This is a genomic window from Acidovorax sp. KPB24-03, assembly GCF_057546605.1.
Map to the genome: position 1 here is coordinate 1 of NZ_BAAJYR010000050.1, position 20296 is coordinate 20296.

The 20296-nt window shown below is 63.7% G+C and carries 22 protein-coding genes and 1 tRNA gene; 10 read left to right on the forward strand and 13 right to left on the reverse strand.

The features are described from left to right. The 4 genes from AC27KI_RS08835 to AC27KI_RS08850 form a co-directional block, all read left to right on the forward strand. The coding region (locus tag AC27KI_RS08835) for an AAA-associated domain-containing protein (RefSeq protein ID WP_487113487.1) at positions 1-628 on the forward strand (628 nt) is incomplete at its 5' end. 64 nt (positions 629-692) lie between these two features. Then, entirely contained in the window at positions 693-1922 is a 1230-nt protein-coding gene (argJ, locus tag AC27KI_RS08840) for a bifunctional glutamate N-acetyltransferase/amino-acid acetyltransferase ArgJ (protein WP_317356511.1), read from the forward strand. Between the two features lie 22 nt (positions 1923-1944). Continuing rightward, positions 1945-2817: an ATP-binding protein gene (locus AC27KI_RS08845; protein WP_284429257.1), complete on the forward strand. Its 873-nt coding sequence runs from the start codon at positions 1945-1947 to the stop codon at positions 2815-2817. Then, a complete protein-coding gene (locus AC27KI_RS08850) occupies positions 2810-3265 on the forward strand; it encodes an NUDIX domain-containing protein (RefSeq protein WP_487113489.1) in 456 nt (151 codons plus the stop codon). The genes AC27KI_RS08845 and AC27KI_RS08850 overlap by 8 nt, the downstream gene beginning before the upstream one ends. A 40-nt stretch (positions 3266-3305) precedes the next feature. Here the strand turns inward: AC27KI_RS08850 and AC27KI_RS08855 are convergent, their stop codons facing one another. The 8 genes from AC27KI_RS08855 to AC27KI_RS08890 all read right to left on the reverse strand — a co-directional run bounded on the left by AC27KI_RS08855 (position 3306) and on the right by AC27KI_RS08890 (position 10005). Continuing rightward, the gene (locus AC27KI_RS08855) at positions 3306-3554 is read right to left on the reverse strand and encodes a DNA gyrase inhibitor YacG (protein ID WP_272565521.1); all 249 of its coding nucleotides are present in this window, start codon (positions 3552-3554) and stop codon (positions 3306-3308) included. 13 nt (positions 3555-3567) lie between these two features. Then, positions 3568-4323, reverse strand: coding sequence for a cell division protein ZapD (gene zapD, locus AC27KI_RS08860; RefSeq protein ID WP_272565520.1), 756 nt, complete (start codon positions 4321-4323; stop codon positions 3568-3570). Between the two features lie 64 nt (positions 4324-4387). Next, on the reverse strand, positions 4388-5008 hold the full coding sequence (gene coaE, locus AC27KI_RS08865; RefSeq protein WP_487113492.1) for a dephospho-CoA kinase: 621 nt from the start codon (positions 5006-5008) through the stop codon (positions 4388-4390). Positions 5009-5012: 4 nt separating this feature from the next. Beyond that, positions 5013-5897, reverse strand: a complete 885-nt coding sequence (locus AC27KI_RS08870; protein ID WP_487113494.1) for a prepilin peptidase — start codon at positions 5895-5897, stop codon at positions 5013-5015. Then, the gene (locus AC27KI_RS08875) at positions 5897-7114 is read right to left on the reverse strand and encodes a type II secretion system F family protein (RefSeq protein ID WP_272565514.1); all 1218 of its coding nucleotides are present in this window, start codon (positions 7112-7114) and stop codon (positions 5897-5899) included. The genes AC27KI_RS08870 and AC27KI_RS08875 overlap by 1 nt, the downstream gene beginning before the upstream one ends. 20 nt (positions 7115-7134) lie before the next feature. Further along, positions 7135-8865 (reverse strand): type IV-A pilus assembly ATPase PilB, encoded by a 1731-nt coding sequence (gene pilB, locus AC27KI_RS08880; protein WP_284405479.1) that lies wholly within the window; start codon positions 8863-8865, stop codon positions 7135-7137. 113 nt (positions 8866-8978) lie between these two features. Next, positions 8979-9055: transfer RNA gene (locus tag AC27KI_RS08885), tRNA-Pro, on the reverse strand. A gap of 20 nt (positions 9056-9075) precedes the next feature. Then, positions 9076-10005 (reverse strand): polyprenyl synthetase family protein, encoded by a 930-nt coding sequence (locus tag AC27KI_RS08890; protein WP_487113505.1) that lies wholly within the window; start codon positions 10003-10005, stop codon positions 9076-9078. Between the two features lie 256 nt (positions 10006-10261). On the opposite strand from AC27KI_RS08890, the gene rplU reads away from it, so the two are divergent. From rplU to proB, 4 genes are all read left to right on the forward strand, one after another. Beyond that, positions 10262-10573, forward strand: coding sequence for a 50S ribosomal protein L21 (rplU, locus tag AC27KI_RS08895; RefSeq protein WP_092741307.1), 312 nt, complete (start codon positions 10262-10264; stop codon positions 10571-10573). 9 nt (positions 10574-10582) lie between these two features. After that, positions 10583-10846 (forward strand): 50S ribosomal protein L27, encoded by a 264-nt coding sequence (gene rpmA, locus AC27KI_RS08900; protein ID WP_487113496.1) that lies wholly within the window; start codon positions 10583-10585, stop codon positions 10844-10846. A gap of 123 nt (positions 10847-10969) precedes the next feature. Then, entirely contained in the window at positions 10970-12040 is a 1071-nt protein-coding gene (gene cgtA / locus AC27KI_RS08905) for an Obg family GTPase CgtA (protein WP_487113498.1), read from the forward strand. 81 nt (positions 12041-12121) lie between these two features. Beyond that, positions 12122-13261: a glutamate 5-kinase gene (gene proB, locus AC27KI_RS08910; protein ID WP_284429253.1), complete on the forward strand. Its 1140-nt coding sequence runs from the start codon at positions 12122-12124 to the stop codon at positions 13259-13261. 55 nt (positions 13262-13316) lie between these two features. On the opposite strand, the gene AC27KI_RS08915 is transcribed toward proB, so the two are convergent. Next, positions 13317-14024: an RNA pyrophosphohydrolase gene (locus AC27KI_RS08915; protein WP_272565507.1), complete on the reverse strand. Its 708-nt coding sequence runs from the start codon at positions 14022-14024 to the stop codon at positions 13317-13319. A gap of 91 nt (positions 14025-14115) precedes the next feature. Here AC27KI_RS08915 and AC27KI_RS08920 point away from each other — a divergent pair, with 91 nt between their 5' ends. Continuing rightward, on the forward strand, positions 14116-15858 hold the full coding sequence (locus tag AC27KI_RS08920) for a proline--tRNA ligase (protein ID WP_487113500.1): 1743 nt from the start codon (positions 14116-14118) through the stop codon (positions 15856-15858). After that, positions 15855-16544 carry a lytic transglycosylase domain-containing protein gene (locus AC27KI_RS08925; protein ID WP_284408212.1) on the forward strand — a complete coding sequence of 230 codons (690 nt, stop codon included), beginning with the start codon at positions 15855-15857 and terminating at the stop codon, positions 16542-16544. The genes AC27KI_RS08920 and AC27KI_RS08925 overlap by 4 nt, the downstream gene beginning before the upstream one ends. A 33-nt stretch (positions 16545-16577) precedes the next feature. Here the strand turns inward: AC27KI_RS08925 and paeA are convergent, their stop codons facing one another. From paeA to prmC, 4 genes are all read right to left on the reverse strand, one after another. Next, entirely contained in the window at positions 16578-17906 is a 1329-nt protein-coding gene (paeA, locus tag AC27KI_RS08930; protein ID WP_272565502.1) for a polyamine export protein PaeA, read from the reverse strand. Positions 17907-18032: 126 nt separating this feature from the next. Then, positions 18033-19040, reverse strand: a complete 1008-nt coding sequence (locus AC27KI_RS08935; RefSeq protein ID WP_487113502.1) for an AAA family ATPase — start codon at positions 19038-19040, stop codon at positions 18033-18035. 157 nt (positions 19041-19197) lie between these two features. Then, complete coding sequence (gene grxD / locus AC27KI_RS08940) at positions 19198-19524, reverse strand: Grx4 family monothiol glutaredoxin (protein ID WP_272565499.1); 327 nt, start codon at positions 19522-19524, stop codon at positions 19198-19200. 172 nt (positions 19525-19696) lie between these two features. Beyond that, the coding region (prmC, locus tag AC27KI_RS08945) for a peptide chain release factor N(5)-glutamine methyltransferase (protein ID WP_487113504.1) at positions 19697-20296 on the reverse strand (600 nt) is incomplete at its 5' end.

The window sequence follows — 20296 nt, forward strand, 5'->3', positions numbered from 1 at the left end:
CACCCCGACAGCCCCCGAGGTGCGGGCCCTCATAGACGAGGTCTACGGGCTCATGACGGCGCGCCAGCCGGGCGCGGGCCGCCCGGCCGCCGAGCCGTCCCGCAGGCCCCTGGCCGACCAGTTGCCGGCTGCCGATGTCGGGCGGATGGAAGGGCTGCTCGAGCGGCTGTCCGAGGCGCCCTTCGACGGCCGGGCCGACCTGCCGCGCATGGCCGAAGACGCAGAACTGGCCGATGACGAACTGCTGGCTCTGGCCCAGGCGCTGGCCCTGCTGGGGTTTGCGCAGCTGGCCGACGGCGACCTGCACCTGACCGCGCTGGGCCAGCGCTACGTGCAGGCGCCCAACACCGTGCGGCAGACCCTGTTCGGCCAGCAACTGCTCGCGCATGTTCCGCTGGCGGCCCACATGCGCCACAGCCTGGAGCAAGACCCTGCGGGCGAGCTGCCGGAAAAGCCGTTCCTGCGCCTGCTGCACGAAAGCCTGGACGAGGCCCAGGCCGAACAGGTGCTGCGCACGGTCATCGAATGGGGCCGCTATGGCGAAGTGTTCGAATACGATTTCCACACCGGACTGATCCACCTGCCCGATGGCGATGCCAGCCAGGCCGCGCCAAAAGCCACGCCCTAGAATCGGCAGTTTTCGCCGTTGACCTTCCTTCTTCTTTCCCCCTTACCCGCCGAGACCCACTGCCATGCCCGTGAACCTGATTGCGCCGAATCCCGCTGACCTGCATCCCGTGCCCGGCGTGCGCCTGGGCGTGGCCATGGCCGGGGTGCGCAAGGCCAATCGCCGCGACCTCACGGTGCTGCTGATCGACGAAGGCGCGACCGTGGCCGGCGTGTTCACGCAGAACCGCTTCTGCGCGGCCCCCGTGCAGGTCTGCCGCGAGCACCTGGCGGGTGGCCAGGCCATCCGCGCCATCGTGGTCAATACCGGCAATGCCAATGCGGGCACGGGTGCCGAGGGCCTGGCACGCGCACGGTCCACCTGCCAGGCTGCGGCCGGCTTGCTGGGCCTGTCGCCTTCGCAGGTGCTGCCGTTTTCCACCGGGGTGATCATGGAGCCGCTGCCCGTCGACCGCATCGAAGCCGGCCTGCCCGCTGCCATTGCGGACGCGCAGCCCGGCCATTGGGCGCAGGCGGCCGAAGGCATCATGACCACCGATACGCTGCCCAAGGCCTTCAGCCGGCAGGTGCAGATCGGCGGCGCCACCGTGACGGTGACGGGCATCAGCAAGGGCGCGGGCATGATCCGTCCCAACATGGCCACCATGCTGGGCTTTCTGGCCACGGATGCGCGCATCGAACCCGCACTGCTGCAGCCGTTGCTGCGCGAACTGGCCGACCGTTCGTTCAACCGGGTGACGATCGACGGCGACACCTCCACCAACGATTCGTTCGTGGCCATCGCCACCCAGCAGGCCGCGCATGCGCCCATCGTGTCGCTGGACAGCGCCGAGGGCCAGGCGCTCAAGGCCGCGATGCTGGACGTCGCGCAGAAGCTGGCACAGGCCATCGTTCGCGACGGCGAGGGCGCCACGAAGTTCATCACCGTCCGCGTCGAGGGCGGCAAGACGGCGGAAGAATGCCAGCTGGTGGCGTACGCCATCGCGCATTCGCCGCTCGTCAAGACGGCCTTCTTCGCCAGCGACCCCAACCTGGGCCGCATCCTGGCGGCGGTGGGCTATGCCGGCGTCGCCGATCTCGACCAGACCCTCATCGAGCTGCACCTGGACGATGTGCATGTGGTGACGAAGGGCGGGCGCAACCCCAGCTACCGCGAGGAAGACGGCCAGCGCGTGATGAAGCAAAGCGAGATCACCGTGCGCGTGGGCCTGGGCCGTGGCGATGCCGCGGAAACAGTGTGGACCTGCGATTTCAGCCACGAGTACGTGACGATCAACGCCGACTACCGTTCCTGAATCCGGGCCCCCTGCAGCGCTTATGACCGCCACCTTCGAACACCTGATGCTCCGTGCGGAGCAATTGATCTCCCGCATCGAATCGGTATTGCCCCAGGCCCTGACCGCACCGGATTGGTCCCGTGCCATCGCGTGGCGCTATCGCAAGCGCAGCGGCGGCCATGGTGCGCTGGAGCCCGTGCGCCATGTGGGGGAGATGCGCCTGGACGATCTGAAGGAAATCGACGCCCAGAAAGAAAAGATCCAGCGCAACACCCAGCAGTTCGTGGAAGGCCGGCCGGCCAACAACGTGCTGCTGACGGGCGCCCGCGGGACGGGCAAGTCCTCCCTCATCAAGGCGTGTCTCAATACCTATGCGCCTCAGGGGCTGCGCCTGATCGAGGTGGACAAGGCCGATCTGACGGACCTGCCCGACATCGTGGAGATCGTGGCGGATCGGCCCGAGAAATTCATCGTCTACTGCGATGACCTGAGCTTTGAAGAGGGCGAGCCGGGGTACAAGGCGCTGAAGTCGATTCTTGACGGATCGGTGGCGGCTTCCACGCCCAACGTGCTGGTGTATGCCACCAGCAACCGCCGCCACCTGCTGCCCGAGTACCACAAGGAAAACCTGTCCTATACCCACACGGAAGATGGCGAGGTGCACCCGGGCGAGGTGGTGGAAGAAAAGATCTCGCTGTCCGAACGGTTCGGCCTGTGGGTCAGCTTCTACCCTTTCAGCCAGGACGAATACCTGGCCATCGTGGCGCAGTGGCTTTCCTTCCTGGGTGTCGCGGATGCGGAGATTGCCGCAGCGCGCCCCCAGGCGCTGGTCTGGGCACTGGAGCGCGGATCGCGCAGCGGCCGGGTCGCCTACCAGTTCGCGCGGGACTATGCGGGGCGCCAGCATGGCTGATCCCGTGGCCCCTGTCGACGCCAGAACGCACACCGACGTGGCGGTCGGCATCCTGCTGCGTGCGGATGGCGCCATGCTGCTGTCCACCCGGCCCGCGGGCAAGCCTTACGCCGGGTACTGGGAGTTCCCTGGCGGCAAGCTGGAGGCCGGGGAGACCGTGGAAGAGGCCTTGCGGCGCGAGTTGATCGAGGAGCTGGGCGTCACCATCGGTGCGGCATCCGTCTGGAAGGTGACGGAGCACGACTATCCCCACGCGCTGGTTCGCTTGCACTGGTGCAAGGTCTGGGAATGGCAGGGCGACTTCGAAATGCGCGAGGGCCAGACCATGGCCTGGCAGCAGTGGCCCCTGCAGGTCTCGCCCGTACTGCCGGGCGCTTATCCCGTACTGGAGTGGCTGGCCCAGGAGCGGGGAGCAACCTTTGACCCTTCCACGATCAATCAGCTATAAAAATAATAGCTAAACGCCCTAGAAAAATATGCCCTGGGGGCTATTTTTCCCAGGCGCCCGGCGGAATGTGCGGAAGCCCGTCGCCCAGGTCGGGGTCTTGGGTCGGCGGTTCGGTAGGCACGCGGAATTCTTCGCTCGCCCAGGCCCCCAGGTCGATCTGCTTGCAGCGTTCGCTGCAAAACGGTCGGAAGGGATTGCTGGGACCGTAGAGGCTTTCGCCACGGCAGGCCGGGCACGTCACGTACTTGGCGTTGGAGGGGGCCGGCGAACGCGGCTGAGAACGGCTCATGGTCAACGGGCGCTCAGGCGCACAAGGTCAGTTCGAACGCGGCATCTTCGTTGGCGGCATGCAGCTTGCCGTCGTCATGCTGGCGCATCAGCCGCACGGAGACGATCAGGCGGTTGCCGCTGATCTCCGGGATCAGGTCCAGGGAAGGATCGATGCGAAGGCGCAGCAGTTGGAAGGTGCGGCCCTGGGGCAGGGTCTGCTGGAACTGCCCATGGTCCGCGGCCACCTTCTGGGGCACGCCCGAATCACGCAGCAGCTTCAGGAGGACGTACAACGACTCCGCCAGGGGGGCGAGGGTGGTCGCCCAGGCTTCCAGATCCTGCTGGCGCTGCTGGGGGGCATGGTGCTGCCAGGCGTAGTAGGCCGGCAGATCGAAGCCGCAGGTTCCCCCGGGAATGCCCACCCGGCTGCGGATGCTCATCAGCCAGTCGTTTTCTGCCAGGGCCTGGCCTGCCTTGCCCGTCTGCGCATTCAACCCGGCAAAGCACCGATCGAGCTGCGCGATGATGCCGTCCAGAACCGCTTCGGAAATCGAAGGGTTGCCCCGGTAGCCATCCAGCTGGTGCTTCTGCTTTTCCAGATCCTTGAGCACATCCGACTTGAGATCGGCGCGCGCCGCGACATCCATGATTTCGAAGACCGTCACCAGTGCGTAGTGGTGATCCAGAGGATGCTGGCGCGGAATCAACTCACCCAGGCGGCGAAACAGCTGCTCCAGCCGCAGGTAGGTTCTCAGTCGTTCGTTGAAGGGATATTCGTAAAGGATCACGCTGCAGGGTTCCTGGGGGCACACGGCTGGCGCTGCCAGCTTCGCGCGTCCGATATGCCGGGCATCATAGCCCGAACCGCTGGGCGATCTGAAGGACGTCAGCTCGCAACCCTTGCAGCGAGATTCCGTCGTTGTAGACCACCATGTCCGCTGCCGCCCGCCGGATCGCCCGGGGGGCTTGGGACGCCATGATGCCTTCGATCGTCTCGCGCGTCAGGGCGCTGCGCTGCTGCACCCGGAGGATCTGGGTTTCGGGGGTGCAGTCCACCACGAGAATCTGGTCCAGCTGCTGCGCCCAGCGGGCAGACTCGACCAGCAGCGGGATGTCGAAGACGATCAGGGCCGCACCGCTTTGCACGGCGCGCGAAGCGGCTTCCTGCGTTGCCAGGGCCACCAGCGGGTGGACGATGTGCTCCAGGCGCTGACGCGCCGCCGGGTCCGTGAACACGCGTTCCCGCATGCGGTCGCGGTCCATCGCGCCGTGCGCATCGATCAAGGCGTCGCCGAACGCGTCGCGGATGGGGCCGATGGCGGCCCCCCCTGGGGCCGTCACCTGGCGCGAAAGCCGATCGGCGTCGATGAGCGCAGCACCCTGGTCCGCCAGCATTTGGCCCACCGTGCTTTTCCCGCTGCCGATGCCGCCGGTCAAACCCAGGCGCAGAGCGGGCCGCGATTCGGTCGCCATGGGCTCAAAGCCCCAGGCTGCGCAGTAGCCCTTGCAGGATCGTTTCCGGCCCGAACACCATGGCTGCGAGTCCCGAGCCGACCAGGAACGGACCGAAAGGAACGTATCCGCCTTCGCGCAACTGGCTGGCGAATTTCATGCCGATGCCAATGAACGCTCCGATGACGGACGCAATGAGAATGATGGGCACCAGCGCCGGCCAGCCGAACCAGGCCCCGAGTGCTGCGAAGAGCTTGAAGTCGCCATGGCCCATGCCTTCCTTGCCTGTCGCGAGCTTGAAGGCCCAATACACCGTCCACAGGGACAGGTAGCCTCCAACGGCCCCCATGACCGCGCTGAACAGCGGCACGGCGGTCCACTGCAGCGCAGAGGCGATGAGGCCCGCCCAGAGCAAGGGCAGCGTGATGTCATCGGGCAGCAGCGTGGTGTCCCAGTCGATGAACGCCAGAGCGATCAGCGCGGCGGCGAATCCGCACCACGCCACTGCGGTGAGCGTCGTGCCCCAATGCCAGCCGCAAAAGAAGAAAAGGCCGCCCGTGGCCAGTTCGACCAGGGGATATCTGGGACTGATCCGCACTTTGCAGGCGGAGCATCGTCCGCGAAGCCACAGATAGCTCAGGACCGGGATGTTTTCATACCACTGCACCGCATGCCCGCAGGCAGGGCACCGCGACGCCGGCGTCCAGAGATTGAAGGGTTCCACCGGCGCCATTTCGGCCTGCCTGGACGCCGCATCCTTGTTCGCTATGGCGGCAAAGTCAGCGCATTCTGCGGCCCATTGCCGCTCCATCATCTTCGGCAAGCGATGGATCACGACATTCAGGAAGCTACCGATCAGCAGACCCAAAATGCCGAGTACCGAAGCGTCTCCCCAAGGTCCCAGTTCCATCAGACGACTTGGCCCAGTTTGAAGATCGGCAGATACATCGAAACCACGATGCCCCCAATGATGGTGCCCAGGAACACGATGATGATGGGCTCCATCAGGCTGGACAGCCCCGCGACCATTTCATCCACTTCCGCCTCGTAGAAGTCGGCGGCTTTGCCCAGCATGTGGTCGATGGAGCCGGATTCTTCGCCAATGGCGCACATCTGGATCACCATGGAAGGGAACACGTTGGCGTTGCCCATGGCAGCCGTCAAGCTCGTCCCGGTCGAGACTTCCTGCTGGATTCTTTCCGTCGCGAGGGCATACACGGAATTGCCGGAGGCGCCGCCCACCGAATCCAAGGCTTCAACCAGGGGAACCCCTGCGGCGAACATGGTGGACAGCGTCCGGGTCCAGCGAGCAACACATGATTTATCGATCAAGGACCCGAACACCGGAAGCCGCAGCAACAGACGGTCCATGAACATCTGTACTTTTTCGCTGCGGCGCCAGGCCTGCATGAAGAAATAAAATCCGCCCCCCAATACGCCAAAAATCAGCCACCACCATTTGACGAAGACCTCGCTCATGGCCATCACGAGGAGCGTAGGTGCCGGCAGTTCAGCGCCAAAGGAGGTAAATACTTCCTTGAATGCGGGGATCACAAAGATCATGATCACCGTGACCACGACGAATGCAACGATCACCACCGAAATGGGGTACATCAATGCCGATTTGATCTTCGATTTGATGGCCTCGGTCTTTTCCATGTACATGGCAAGACGGTCCAGCAGCGCCTCCAAGATACCCGCGGCCTCGCCGGCTTCGACGAGGTTGCAATAAAGGCTGTCGAAGTACATCGGGTACTTGCGGAATGCCGCATTCAGCGACGTCCCGGTTTCCACGTCACTTCGAATGTCGTTGAGCAATTTCGTGACGCTGGCATTGGTATTGCCCCGGCCCACAATATCGAAGGATTGCAAGAGTGGCACGCCAGCCTTCATCATGGTGGCCATCTGGCGCGTGAACAATGCGATGTCTTTGGGCTTGATCTTCTTGCCCGAACGCATGCGCCGCTTCTTGATCTTGGTAGGCAGCACACCCTGTCTGCGCAAGGTCGCCTGGACCTGGTTTTCACCTACGGCGCGCACTTCCCCGCGGACAATCTTTCCACTGCGATCCTTGCCCTCCCATTCAAAGACGAAGTCCTTGATATCCCTCGATGCGGCGGTTGCCATAATGATCCTCGCGATTGGCGCTATTCGTTGGTGACAGCCAGCACCTCTTCGAGAGAGGTCAGCCCCATCTTGGCTTTATGAAGGCCTGCTTCGCGCAAGGAGCGAACCCCCTCGGCCTTGGCCTGCTTGGCGATTTCCAAGGCGCTTCCATCGCGCAAAATAATGCGTTGAATTTCTTCGGAAATCGGCATGACCTGGTAAATGCCCAGCCGCCCCTTGTAGCCATTGTTGCAAGCGGAACAACCGACCGGACGATAGGTCACCCAGGTGCCATCGATTTCATCCTCTTTATAGCCTGCCTCGAGCAGGGTTTCATGTGGAATATCGGCGGGTGCTTTGCAGACCGGGCACAAACGGCGAGCCAGGCGCTGGGCTGTTATCAGAATGACGCTGGACGCAATGTTGAATGGCGCAATTCCCATATTGCGCATCCGGGTGAGCGTGGTCGGAGCATCGTTGGTGTGGAGGGTGGACAGCACCAAGTGGCCCGTCTGTGCCGCCTTGATGGAAATATCCGCCGTTTCAAGATCGCGAATTTCGCCGACCATGATGATGTCGGGATCCTGGCGCAGAAACGACTTGAGTGCGGTGGCGAACGTCAGCCCCGCTTTTTCATTGACGTTCACCTGATTGACACCAGGCAAATTGATTTCCGAGGGGTCCTCCGCGGTCGCGATGTTGACGCCTGCCTTGTTCAGCAAGTTCAGGCAGGTATACAAGGAGACGGTTTTCCCTGAACCCGTTGGCCCGGTCACCAAAATCATGCCGTAAGGCCGGCCGATGGCATGCATCAGCCGTTCCTTTTCTTCCGGCTCATAACCCAGCGCATCGATGCCCAGCTTGGCGCTGCTGGGATCCAAAATCCGGATCACGATCTTTTCGCCAAAGAGCGTAGGCAGCGTGCTCACCCGAAAGTCGATGACCCGGTCCGGGCCGACTTTGAGCTTCATGCGGCCATCTTGTGGGACACGCTTTTCCGAAATGTCCAGTCTGGAAATGACCTTGATTCGGGACGCCAGCTTGTCCTTGATGGCAATGGGGGGCGAAGCAATTTCGCGCAATTCGCCATCGATGCGAAAACGCACCCGGTACTGGTGCTCGTAAGGTTCGAAATGCAAATCGGAAGCGCGCATGTTGAACGCGTCCAAAAGCATTTTGTGAAGGAACTTGACGATCGGCGCGTCTTCAACGTCGTTGGCGCTGTCGGAGTTTTCGGGAGCTTCTTCGACCTTGACATCGTCGAATTCGAAATCTCCCCCGCCCGACAGGCTTTCCATCGACTCGCTGACCGACTTGGTATTGGCCTCGATCAGCTTGATGAGCTTGTCGTATTCCGCAATGATCCAGTCCACCCCCATCTGGGTCGTGAATTTGATCTTTTCCGCTGCCTCTTGGTCGGTAGGGTCTGCGGTGGCCACGATCAGCCGGTTGTTGCGCTTGCTCAGTGCCACGACACGATAGGCGAGGCAGATCTTCGGATCCAGGAGATCTTTGGGAATCCGAAGGGGATCGATGGCTTCCAGATCCAGCAAGGGCGCACCGAATACGGCAGAAACCGTGTGCGCCAGATCGGCAGAGGAAACAGCCCCCGACCCGGTCAACTCGGCAATGAAGCTTGTTTTGCCAACCTGTGACTTGCGAAAAATATCTTCGGCTGATTTTTGACTCAGCTTGCCGGCTGACATCAATGCCCGGCCTAGACCTGGCAGGGCAATTGCGGCGCCTTCTTTGGGTGCGGTATCAACGGCCATGTAACCAGCAGAATCAATGTGGATGGAAAGGAAACCATCCTAACATCGTGCGGATGTTCGGGCCATGGGATGAACGGGATAGAGTGCGGCGAAACCACGAAGGTGTAACAACGTGGTCGGGGTGAGAGGATTCGAACCTCCGGCCTCTACGTCCCGAACGTAGCGCTCTACCAGGCTAAGCTACACCCCGATGTGTTGTTTTCAAGGCAATTACAGACGCCGCTGCAGTAATTGCGAGGCCAATTCTAGCAAACCTTCCGTATAGCGATTGGAGGGTAACTGCCTCGCAGCATCGATTGCCTGCTGTGCTTGGGCTGCAGCGGCAAGTCGGGTTGCCTCCAGGGCCCCCGTGCTTTTCACAATTTGCACGATGGCTGGAAGTTCTTCCACCGCGCCGGTCTGTATGGCGTTTTCTATCAGGCGCCGCTGCTCCTGGGTGCCGCGCTGCATGGCAATGATCAAAGGAAGAGTGACTTTGCCTTCTCGTAGATCATCTCCCAGGTTTTTACCCATCTCCGAAGAGTCGCCGTCGTAGTCGAGCACATCGTCAATCACCTGGAAAGCAGTGCCGAGCGCCTGACCGTAATCTGCGCAGGCTTTCTCCAGATCTGGTGAACTGCGAGCCAGAATCGCTGCCAGCCGGGCACTGGCTTCGAAGAGTTTGGCCGTCTTCGACCGGATGACCTCCAGATAGCCTTGCTCGTCCAGCGAGGCGTCATGGGTGTTCATGAGCTGCTGCACTTCCCCTTCGGCGATGACATTGGTGGCCTCTGAAAGAATCTGCATCACGCGCATGTCATCCGCATCGACCATCATCTGGAAGGCTCGCGAGTGCAGGAAATCGCCGACCAGCACGCTTGCCGGATTGCCGAAGTTCTCGTTGGCTGTCGGGCGCCCTCGCCGCAGCGTGGACTCATCCACCACATCATCGTGCAGCAAGGTCGCGGTATGGATGAACTCCACCACCGCTGCAAGATTGAAGCGCTGAAGCCCCTTGTAACCGAGCGCGCCGCACATCAGCAAAAGCAAGGCTGGACGCAGGCGCTTGCCACCTGCGGAAATGATGTAGCGGGCAATGTCTCCCACAAGAGAGACTGACGAATTCAGCCGGGCGGCAATGACTTTGTCCACCTCGTGCATGTCGTCGGCGATCAAGGCGAGGGTTGCTGAGGTGCTGGAGGTGGTGGTGGACAAGATGAGCGTGTGCAGCGACGAAAAATGGATTATAGGAATCGCTTCGTACCGACTCGGGCGCTCCTGGCTTGCCCGCCGCAAAAGACGACTTTTCCGATTGCCGCCTGGTCGGATGTGGTTGGCTGGCTAAAAAATTTGCCTCGTGCTATATTCGCCGGCTCTGCGGAAATTCGTCCGCAGAACTCCATTCAAAGAGGTTCACATGTACGCGGTCATAAAAACCGGCGGCAAGCAGTATCGCGTTGCTTCCGGCGAAAAAATTAAAGTAGAACAGATTGCTGCGGACGTAGGCCAGGAAATTGTGATCGACCAGGTTCTGGCCGTCGGAAACGGCGCTGAAATCAAGGTTGGCACCCCCCTGGTGTCCGGCGCAACCGTCACGGCAACCGTCGTGGCGCACGGCAAGCACGACAAAGTGCACATCTTCAAGATGCGCCGTCGCAAGCACTATCAGAAACGCCAAGGCCATCGCCAGCAGTTCACCGAACTGCAAATCGGTGCGATCGCCGGTTAAAAGGAGCTGATGTCATGGCACAGAAAAAAAGGCGGCGGCTCTACGCGAAACGGGCGCGATTCCAAGCCCAAGATGCTCGGTGTGAAGGCTTTCGGCGGCGAATTGATCAGCGCGGGCTCGATCATCGTTCGCCAGCGCGGTACGCGTTTCCACCCCGGCACGAACGTCGGTGTGGGCAAGGACCACACGCTGTTCGCACTGGTTGATGGCCACGTGTCCTTCGGCACCAAGGGCGCACTGTCCAAGCACACCGTCAATGTGACGCCGGCCTGACGCCTGCCACTTGATGCTTTCGAAGCCCCGACCTGTCGGGGCTTTGTCGTTTTGGAAGTGTTGGCTGCCGGGTGACTCGGCATCGCGTCGCTTTCCGAACCCTGTTTTGTAAACTGGATCCCCATGAAGTTCGTCGACGAAGCCTTTATCGACATTGCTGCCGGCGACGGCGGCAATGGTTGTGTGTCGTTCCGGCACGAGAAGTACAAGGAGTTCGGCGGTCCCAATGGGGGCGACGGCGGCCGGGGCGGGCATGTCTTTGCCGTGGCCGACCCGAATTTAAATACGCTCGTGGACTTCCGCTATTCCCGCCGCCACGAGGCCAAGCGTGGTGAGCACGGCATGGGCTCCGACATGTTCGGTGCCGCTGGCGATGACATCACGTTGAAGATGCCGGTGGGCACCATCATCACCGATGCCGAGACGGGTGAAGTGCTGTATGAACTGTTGGTGCCGGGCGAGGTGGTCACCATCGCCAAGGGTGGCGATGGCGGTTTTGGCAACATGCGGTTCAAAAGCGCCATCAACCGTGCGCCGCGCCAGAAAACACCAGGATGGCCTGGCGAGAAGAAAAATCTCAAGCTGGAGTTGAAGGTGCTTGCCGATGTCGGCCTGCTGGGCATGCCCAACGCCGGCAAATCCACCTTGATCGCTGCCATTTCCAATGCGCGGCCCAAGATCGCCGACTACCCCTTCACGACGTTGCACCCCAATCTGGGCGTGGTTCGGGTGGGGCCGGAGCAGAGCTTCGTCGTCGCCGACATTCCTGGGTTGATCGAAGGTGCTTCCGAAGGGGCGGGGCTGGGGCATCAGTTCTTGCGCCATCTCCAGCGCACGCGTTTGCTGTTGCACGTGATCGATCTGGCGCCTTTCGATGACGCTGTCGATCCTGTCGCGCAAGCCAAGGCCATCGTGGGCGAGCTCAAGAAGTACGACTCGGGTCTCTATGACAAGCCGCGCTGGCTGGTGCTCAACAAGCTGGACATGGTTCCCAAGGAAGAGCGTGAAGCGCGCGTTCGGGATTTCGTAAAACGGTTCAAGTGGAAGGGCCCCGTTTTCGAGATTTCGGCTTTGACGCGCGAGGGTTGCGAGCCATTGATCCATGCCATTTACCGGCATGTGCAGGTTCAGCAAAAGGCTGAACAGACGCCGGAAGAGGTGGATCCACGTTTCGTGGGCGATCGACCCGAGTGATCCGTCTGCTTCGCTACTCCTGCTACTTATTCAATAGCGTTCATCGCTTGTTCATCCAGCGCTGACGCCAATACTGTCCATATGGTTTCCAGCATATTGCGCGACGCGCGCCGCATTGTCGTCAAAGTAGGGTCGAGTCTCGTGACCAACGAGGGCCGTGGCCTGGATGAGGCTGCCATCGGTGAATGGAGTCGCCAACTGGCGGCGCTGGCGCGCGGTGAATCGGGTGGGCGGCGCGAGGTGGTCATGGTGTCCAGCGGCGCGATTGCGGAGGGCATGAAGCGCCTGGGTTGGGCGACGCGTCCGCATGAGATCCATGAACTCCAGGCGGCTGCGGCGGTGGGCCAGATGGGGCTGGCGCAGATGTACGAGACCAAGTTGAGGGAACAAGGGCTGGGCAGCGCGCAAGTGCTTCTCACGCATGCCGATCTGGCGGATCGGGAGCGATATTTGAATGCCCGGTCCACGCTGCTCACCCTGCTGCGCCTGGGGGTGGTGCCTGTGATCAACGAGAACGATACCGTGGTCACGGATGAGATCAAGTTCGGCGACAACGATACGCTCGGTGCGTTGGTGGCCAATCTGGTGGAGGCCGATGCCTTGATCATCCTGACGGATCAAAAAGGGCTTTACACGGCAGATCCAAGGCGCAATCCGGACGCACAGTTCGTGCACGAAGCCCAGGCGGGCGATCTCGCCCTGGAGGCGATGGCGGGGGGCGTGGGCTCCAGCATCGGCCGGGGCGGCATGATCACGAAGATCATTGCCGCCAAGCGGGCCGCGGGCTCAGGTGCCTCCACTGTGATCGCTTGGGGCCGTGAGACCGATGTGCTCGTGCGCCTGACCCGGGGCGAAGCCATCGGAACGTTGCTGGTCGCGCAAACGCAGAAAAAGCAGGCACGTAAGCAGTGGATGGCGGACCATTTGCAGCTCCGTGGCGCCGTGACCGTGGACATGGGGGCGGCGGTCAAGCTGCGAACCGAGGGAAAAAGCCTTCTGCCGATCGGTATGACCGCCGTGGAGGGGGATTTTTCTCGTGGTGACGTCATCGCCGTGCGTGACGAAGCCGGTGTGGAAGTGGCCCGTGGGCTTGCCAACTACGCCAGTGCGGAGGCCCGTCTGCTGTGCCGCAAGCCGTCGGCGGAATTCGAACGGCTCTTGGGGTATGTCGCCGAGCCGGAAATGGTGCACCGCGACAACATGGTGCTGGCAAACGCCTGACTCAAAGGCATGGGCTTGCGGGCTGCCTTTTCCTTGCGGCAAAGGCAGCGGCGCGTCAAACCAATTTAGGCAGGAACTGCGAAGGCGAAAGTGGAATGCCCGCGCCCTGTTCCGAAGGGGGCGAGGTGGCTTTGCTCTTTTGGGGGTCGGGGTCGAAGCTGGCCCCCGGGGGCATTTCCATGCCAGGACTGACCAGCAGGGAGCCTGCCCGGTGCATGGGCATGCCGCTGGGCAAGCCTTCGCCTTCACGGGAGCGCATGCCGCTGCGCAGATAGCGATTGCGTTGCTCGTGGCGCGGCAGAAAGCGCGCCAACTCGGTCAGCGCCATTTCATACACGCCGCGCTTGAACTCCACCACCACATCGAGCGGCACCCAGTAATCGTTCCAACGCCAGGCGTCGAACTCGGGGTGGTTGGTGGCGCGCAGATTCAGGTCCCAGTCATGGCCCAGCAACTGCAGCAGATACCAGATTTGCTTCTGGCCCTTGTAGTGTCCGCGCGCATCGCGGCGGATGTACCGGTCAGGCACCTCATAGCGCAACCAGTCCCTGGTGCGGGCAACCACGCGCACATGGCCCGGCTGCAATCCCACTTCTTCGTGCAGTTCGCGGTACATTGCCTGTTCGGGAGTTTCCCCCCTGTCGATGCCGCCCTGCGGGAACTGCCAGCTGTGGGTGCGGATCCGCTTGCCCCAGAACACCTGGTTTTTCTGGTTGAGCAGGATGATGCCGACGTTCGGCCGAAAGCCGTCCCGGTCAAGCATAATCTAACCCCAATTTTTTAAACTGTGACCATTATGCACGGCGCCTTGTGCGCAGCAAGCAGACCGGGCGCAATTGCATGAAATCCCCCCAATGAAAGCGTCCCAATTCTTTGTCTCCACCCTCAAGGAAGCCCCGGCCGATGCGGAAGTGGTCAGCCACAAGCTCATGACGCGGGCGGGCCTCATCAAGAAGCTGGGGGCGGGCATCTACAACTACATGCCCATGGGACTGCGCGTCATCCGCAAGGTGGAGGCCATCGTGCGGGAAGAAATGAACCGGGCCGGCGCCGTCGAGGTCGCCATGCCCGTGGTGCAGCCGGCAGAGTTCTGGCAAGAGACCGGCCGCTTCGACAAGATGGGCCCGGAACTGCTGCGCATCCAGGACCGGCATGGGCGCGATTTCGTGATCCAGCCCACGAGCGAAGAAGTGGTCACTGACATCGCCCGCCAGGAACTTCGCAGCTACAAGCAACTGCCCAAGAACCTGTACCAGATCCAGACCAAGTTCCGCGACGAGCGCCGCCCGCGTTTCGGGCTGATGCGGGGCCGCGAGTTCATCATGAAGGACGCCTACTCCTTTGACCGCGACCAGGAGGCCGCCAAGGCCAGCTATCAGGTGATGGCCCAGGCCTACCGCCGCATTTTCGACCGCTTCGGCCTGACCTACCGGGCCGTGGCCGCGGACAGCGGCGCGATCGGCGGCGACCTGAGCGAGGAATTCCAGGTGATTGCTGCCACGGGCGAGGACGCGATCGTCTACTGCCCCCAGAGCGACTACGCCGCGAACATGGAAAAGGCCGAGGCGCTGGCTCCGGCAGGCCCACGTCCTGCGGCAGCCCAGGCCCTGGCCAGGACGCCCACGCCGGGCAAGAGCACCTGCGCGGATGTGGCGCAACTGCTGGGCGTGGCGTTGCAGACCACCGTGAAGTCCCTGGTGCTCGCCACCGACGAGACCAACGAGGCCGGCGAGATCGTCAAGACGCAGGTCTGGCTGCTGCTGCTGCGCGGTGACCACGACATGAACGAGATCAAGGTGTCCAAGGTGCCGGGCCTGGCGGGTTTCCGTTTTGCCACCGTGGGCGAGATCGAAGACCACTTCGGCTGCAAGCCGGGTTACCTGGGCCCGCTGCAGTTGCAAAAGCCGGTGAAGCTGGTGGTGGACCGCGAAGTGGCCGTGATGGCCGATTGGATCTGCGGCGCCAACGCGATCGACTTCCACATGACGGGCGTGAACTGGGGGCGCGATCTGCCGGAGCCCGAGGTGGTGGCCGACCTGCGCAACGTCGTGGCGGGCGACCGCTCGCCGGACGGCCAGGGTGAACTCGCCATCGAGCGCGGTATCGAAGTCGGCCATGTGTTCTACCTCGGGACCAAGTACAGCAAAGCCATGAACGCCACCTTCCTGGGCGAGGATGGCAAGCCCGCATTCTTCGAGATGGGCTGCTACGGCATCGGCATCACCCGCCTGCCGGCCGCCGCCATCGAACAGAACCACGACGACCGCGGCATCATCTGGCCCGATGCCATCGCCCCCTTCACGGTGGTGGTGTGCCCGATCGGCATGGACCGCAGCGCGGAGGTCAAGGCCGCGGCCGAACAGCTCTACGGCGATCTGCTGGCGGCCGGCGTGGACGTGCTGCTGGATGACCGCGGCGAGCGCCCGGGCGCGATGTTCGCCGACTGGGAGCTGATCGGCGTGCCGCACCGCGTGGTGATCTCCGACCGTGGGCTCAAGGAAGGCCAGCTGGAATACCAGCACCGCCGCGATACCGCCGCGACCAAGGTCGCCACGGCCGACATCCTGGCGCACATCAAGGGCCGGCTGACACCATGAGCGCGATGAAAGGCGAGGCCGGGGCGGTTTCGCGCCGGGCCTGTCTGGTGTCCTTGTCCGCCGGGCCGGCGGCCTGGCTGGCGGCCCCCCAGGCCGCCCATGCCGGGGGGCAACTGGAAGAACCCCTGATCGACTCCGTGCGCACTGCCTTGAGTTCTGCGGTGCTCAATCAGGCGCCGCCCGAGCCCCAGTTCGGCACGACGGAAGCGCGGCTGCACTACCTGCGCTGGCTGGGAACCATGAGCGACCGGCTGCGCCGCCGCAAGCCGGATTGGGAGGTACGCCGGGATTTCCTGCAGACCGTCTGGTACGAGTCCAAGCGGGCAGGGCTCGATGTATCGCTGGTGCTCGGCCTGGTGCAGGTCGAAAGCGCATTCCGCAAGTTCGCCGTGTCCAGCGTGGGCGCGCGGGGCTACATGCAGGTGATGCCTTTCTGGACGCGGGTGATCGGCGACGGCGATCCGGGCAAGCTTTTTCATATGCAGACCAACCTGCGCTTCGGTTGCGTGATCCTGCGCCACTACCTCGATCGGGAGCGTGGCGATCTGTTCATGACGCTGGGCCGCTACAACGGCAGCCGCGGCCGGCCGCAGTACCCCGACGCGGTGTTCGCTGCGCAGCGCAACTGGGTGTTCCAGGACCGCATCACCACCGCAGCCGAGGGCCTCGCACCGGCCGGTGGATAGCCGCCCGGTCGGGCCTCCTGGGTGCCGCCGCCCTCAGATGGCGCTGGCCGCGGCGATGGGCACGCCGTTCGCATCCTGCAGCCGCGACACCATGATCTGGTCGATGCGGTAGCTGTCCACGTCCAGCACCTCGAACTTGTAGCCGCCCCAGTTCACGCTGTCGGTGCGCCGGGGCACGCGGCGCAGCATCACCATGAGGAAACCGGCCAGCGTTTCGTACTCTTCGGCGTGGGGCAGTTCGTCCAGGTTCAGTGCGCGCAGCACGTCTTCGACCGGGGTGACGCCGTCGATGAGCCAGGAGTTCTCGTCGCGGCGCACGATCTGCTCCTCGTCCGCCGGGCCCATGACGAGGTCGCCCATCACGGTGCTCATCACGTCGTTCAGGGTGACGACACCCACCACCAGGCTGTATTCGTTCACGATGACCGCAAAGTCTTCGTGCACCTGGCGAAACTGCTCCAGCACTTCGGACAGGGACAGCCGGTCCGGCACGATGAGCACCTTGCGCACCAGGCCCTCGTCGGCCAGCGAGATGGGCTGGTTGTTCAGCACGCGCTGGAAGAGGTCCTTGGCGTCCACATAGCCGACCACGTGGTCGATGTCGCCGTCGCACACGGGATAGGTCGAGAAGGGCTCTTCCGCGATGCGCGCTCGGATCACGGTATCGGGATCGTCGCGCAGGAAGTACGCGATGCGGTCGCGTTGCGACATGGCGCTGCCGACAGTGCGCGTGTCCAGCTCGAACACGTTCTCGATCACCTGCTGCTCCCGCGCGGCCAGCACGCCGGCGCGGGCACCGGCCTCCATCATGGCCAGGATGTCGTCGGAGGTGACCCGGTCGTCCCGCAGCGACGACAGCCCCAGCATGCGGAACAGCAGGTCCGCGCTGCGGCTGTAGAGCCAGACCACGGGCCGCAGCACGGTCATCAGCAGCTTCATCGGCGCCGACACGCGCAGGGCCAGGCGTTCGGGATTGGCCATGCCCAGCCGCTTGGGGAACAGGTCGGCCAGCAGGATGAACAGCGAGGTGATGATGGTGAACGACGCCAGGAAGCCCGCGGTCTCCGCGCGTGCGTTGCTCAGCCAGTAGGCGAACAGTTCGGTGAAATGGGGGCTGAGCGCGCCTTCGCCCACGATGCCGCCCAGGATGGCGACGGCGTTCTGGCCGACCTGCACCACGGTGAAATAGTCGCCGGGCTGCTCCTGCATGCGCATGACGCGGTCGGCGCGGGTGTCGCCTTCGTCGGCCATCTGGCGCAGGCGCAGGCGGCGCGAAGCCGCCAGGGAGATTTCCGCGATGGAGAAGAACGCGCTGGCCACGATGAGGAGGCCGATAACGAAGAGACTTTGGGACAGGGTCATGGGACGGCAGGCGCCGCCATGATCGTGCTGTGCGCCAGCGTGCCGAGTGTAGCCGCCCTGCCGCGCGCCTTCGCGCGCCGCACGCAGGGGATGCGAGCGAGCGGCGAGGGCGGCGGGGGGGCTACTTCACTGCAGGAAGCCGATGCGCGATTTGCCGGCTGCGCTGCGCGGCAGGTCGCCCACTTCGACCGCGCTGCGGTGCTGCAGGCGCGCGTTGCCGAAGCCCGTCATCAGGGCGCGGCGCATTTCGCGCGGGGGCATCTGCGCGAGCACGTCCAGCACGTCGGACTGCGGCTCGGGGTCGAGCATGCGGCCCCAGTCGTGGCCGTTGCGGATGCCCTGGTAGAGGTTGCGCGCAATGGCGCGGGCCTGCTCCGGCGTGGGCGCCTGCACCTCGAACACGTTCATGCGGTTGAGGATGGGGTCGGGGATGCCGCGCTCGTCGTTGGCGGTGGTGATCCAGATGACCTGGCTCGCGTCGATGGCGACCTCGGCGAACTCGTCGGTGAAGCTCTGCGCCGTGTCGTGCTCCAGCAGGCCGTAGAGCGCGCCCAGTGGGTCGTACTGCGCGTCGCTTGCGGCCTTGTCGATCTCGTCCACGACGATGACGGGGTTGGCGTATTCGCCTTCCACCAGCGCCTCGAACACCTTGCCGGGCCGCGCGCCCTTCCACTGCGAGGACGAGCCCGACAGCAGCCAGCCGGCGGTCATCGAACTCATGGGCACGAGGTTCATGCCGGTGCCGAGCAGCTCGGCCAGGTGCCGCGCGAAGTGGGTCTTGCCGATACCGGGCGGGCCCAGCAGCAGCATGGGCGTGACTTCTAGCCCGTCGCGGCTGTCCTGCGCCAGGGCCACGTGGCGCTTCACATCGTCGAGGACGTCGGTGAAGTTGGGCAACTGGTCATAGAGATGGGCCATGTCCGGCACGCCGGAAGGCTTGACCTGGAAGCGTTCGGGCCCGCGTTCCAGCATGCGTTCATACACCGCGCGCAGATTTTCGTATTCGCGCTGGCTGCCGCCGTCCTGCAGCCGCGTGAGCTTGCGCTCGACGTCGCAGGGGTGGAACACGTTGCGCAACTGGGCCACCGGCAGGCTCAGGGCCGGCGTTTGCGGAACAAGGCTTTGTGTCGTCATGGCGCGCTCCTGTGTGAGGAAGTCACGCACCCATTCAAGCACACAACATGCCCGGTCTCAATGGCGGAAAAACCCCGTCAACCCGCCCCTGTTGTTCCCATGCAAAAGGCCGCCCGGGGGCGGCCTTCGGTCGATGCAGCCGCCGGGGCTGCCGGCGTCATTCGCCCTGCGTGCCCAGCACCTGCTTGAGCTCGCCCGACTCGTACATCTCCATCATGATGTCCGAGCCGCCGATGAATTCGCCCTTCACGTAGAGCTGCGGGATGGTGGGCCAGCTGCTGTATTCCTTGATGCCCTGGCGGATCTCCGGGTCGTCCAGCACGTTCACCGTGGCCACGCTCTTGGGGTCCACGCCGCAGGCCTTCAGGAGCTGGATCGCGCGGCCCGAGAAGCCGCACATCGGAAAACTCGCGCTGCCCTTCATGAACAGCAGGATGTCGTTGGATTTGACGAGGGCGTCGATGCGTTGCTGGGTGTCGCTCATGGGTTGCTCCTGAAAGTGGCCGTGGATCGGCGGCAAGGCGTGATTATTTCACTGTCGGCGAAGGCCGGTGGGCGCCGCGGTGATCCGGGGCATGCCCTGGCGGCGGTGCGCAGGCTCCACATGGGGGCGCCGCGGGCGCTTTCCAGTGCCGGCGACCGGGGGATGGATCGCATCACGGCGCGGGCGGGCGGCGGCCGCCGGTGCAGCGCGCATGCCCGGCCAGATCGGTGCGGCTTTGCACCTCGGTGAAGCCGGCCTGGCGCAGCAGCGCCTGCACGGCCTCGGCCTGGTCCCAACCGTGCTCCAGCAGCAGCCAGCCGCCGGGCACCAGATGGGCCGGCGCCTGCACCGAAATGGTGCGGATGTCGTCCAGGCCGTCCGCGCCGCTGGCCAGTGCGTTCAAGGGCTCATGGACGAGCGCCGCCAGGTGCGGGTCGTCCGCTGCGATGTAGGGAGGGTTGGAGACGATGGCATCGAATCCCGCGCTGCCGCTCAGGCCCGCGAGCCAGTCGCCTTCGGCAAAGCGCACCGGCAGGCCCAGCCGCTCTGCATTGGCCCGGGCGACCTGCAAGGCCTGGGCGCTGGCATCGACCGCCAGCACCTGCGCGTCGGGCCGCTGGTGCTGCAAGGCAAGGGCGATGGCGCCGCTGCCGGTGCCCAGGTCGGCCACGCGCGGGGCGGCGATGGGCTGGAGCACCTGCAGCGCCCAGTCCACCAGGGTTTCGGTGTCCGGTCGCGGGTCCAGCACGCGGGCATCGACCTGCAGCGCCAG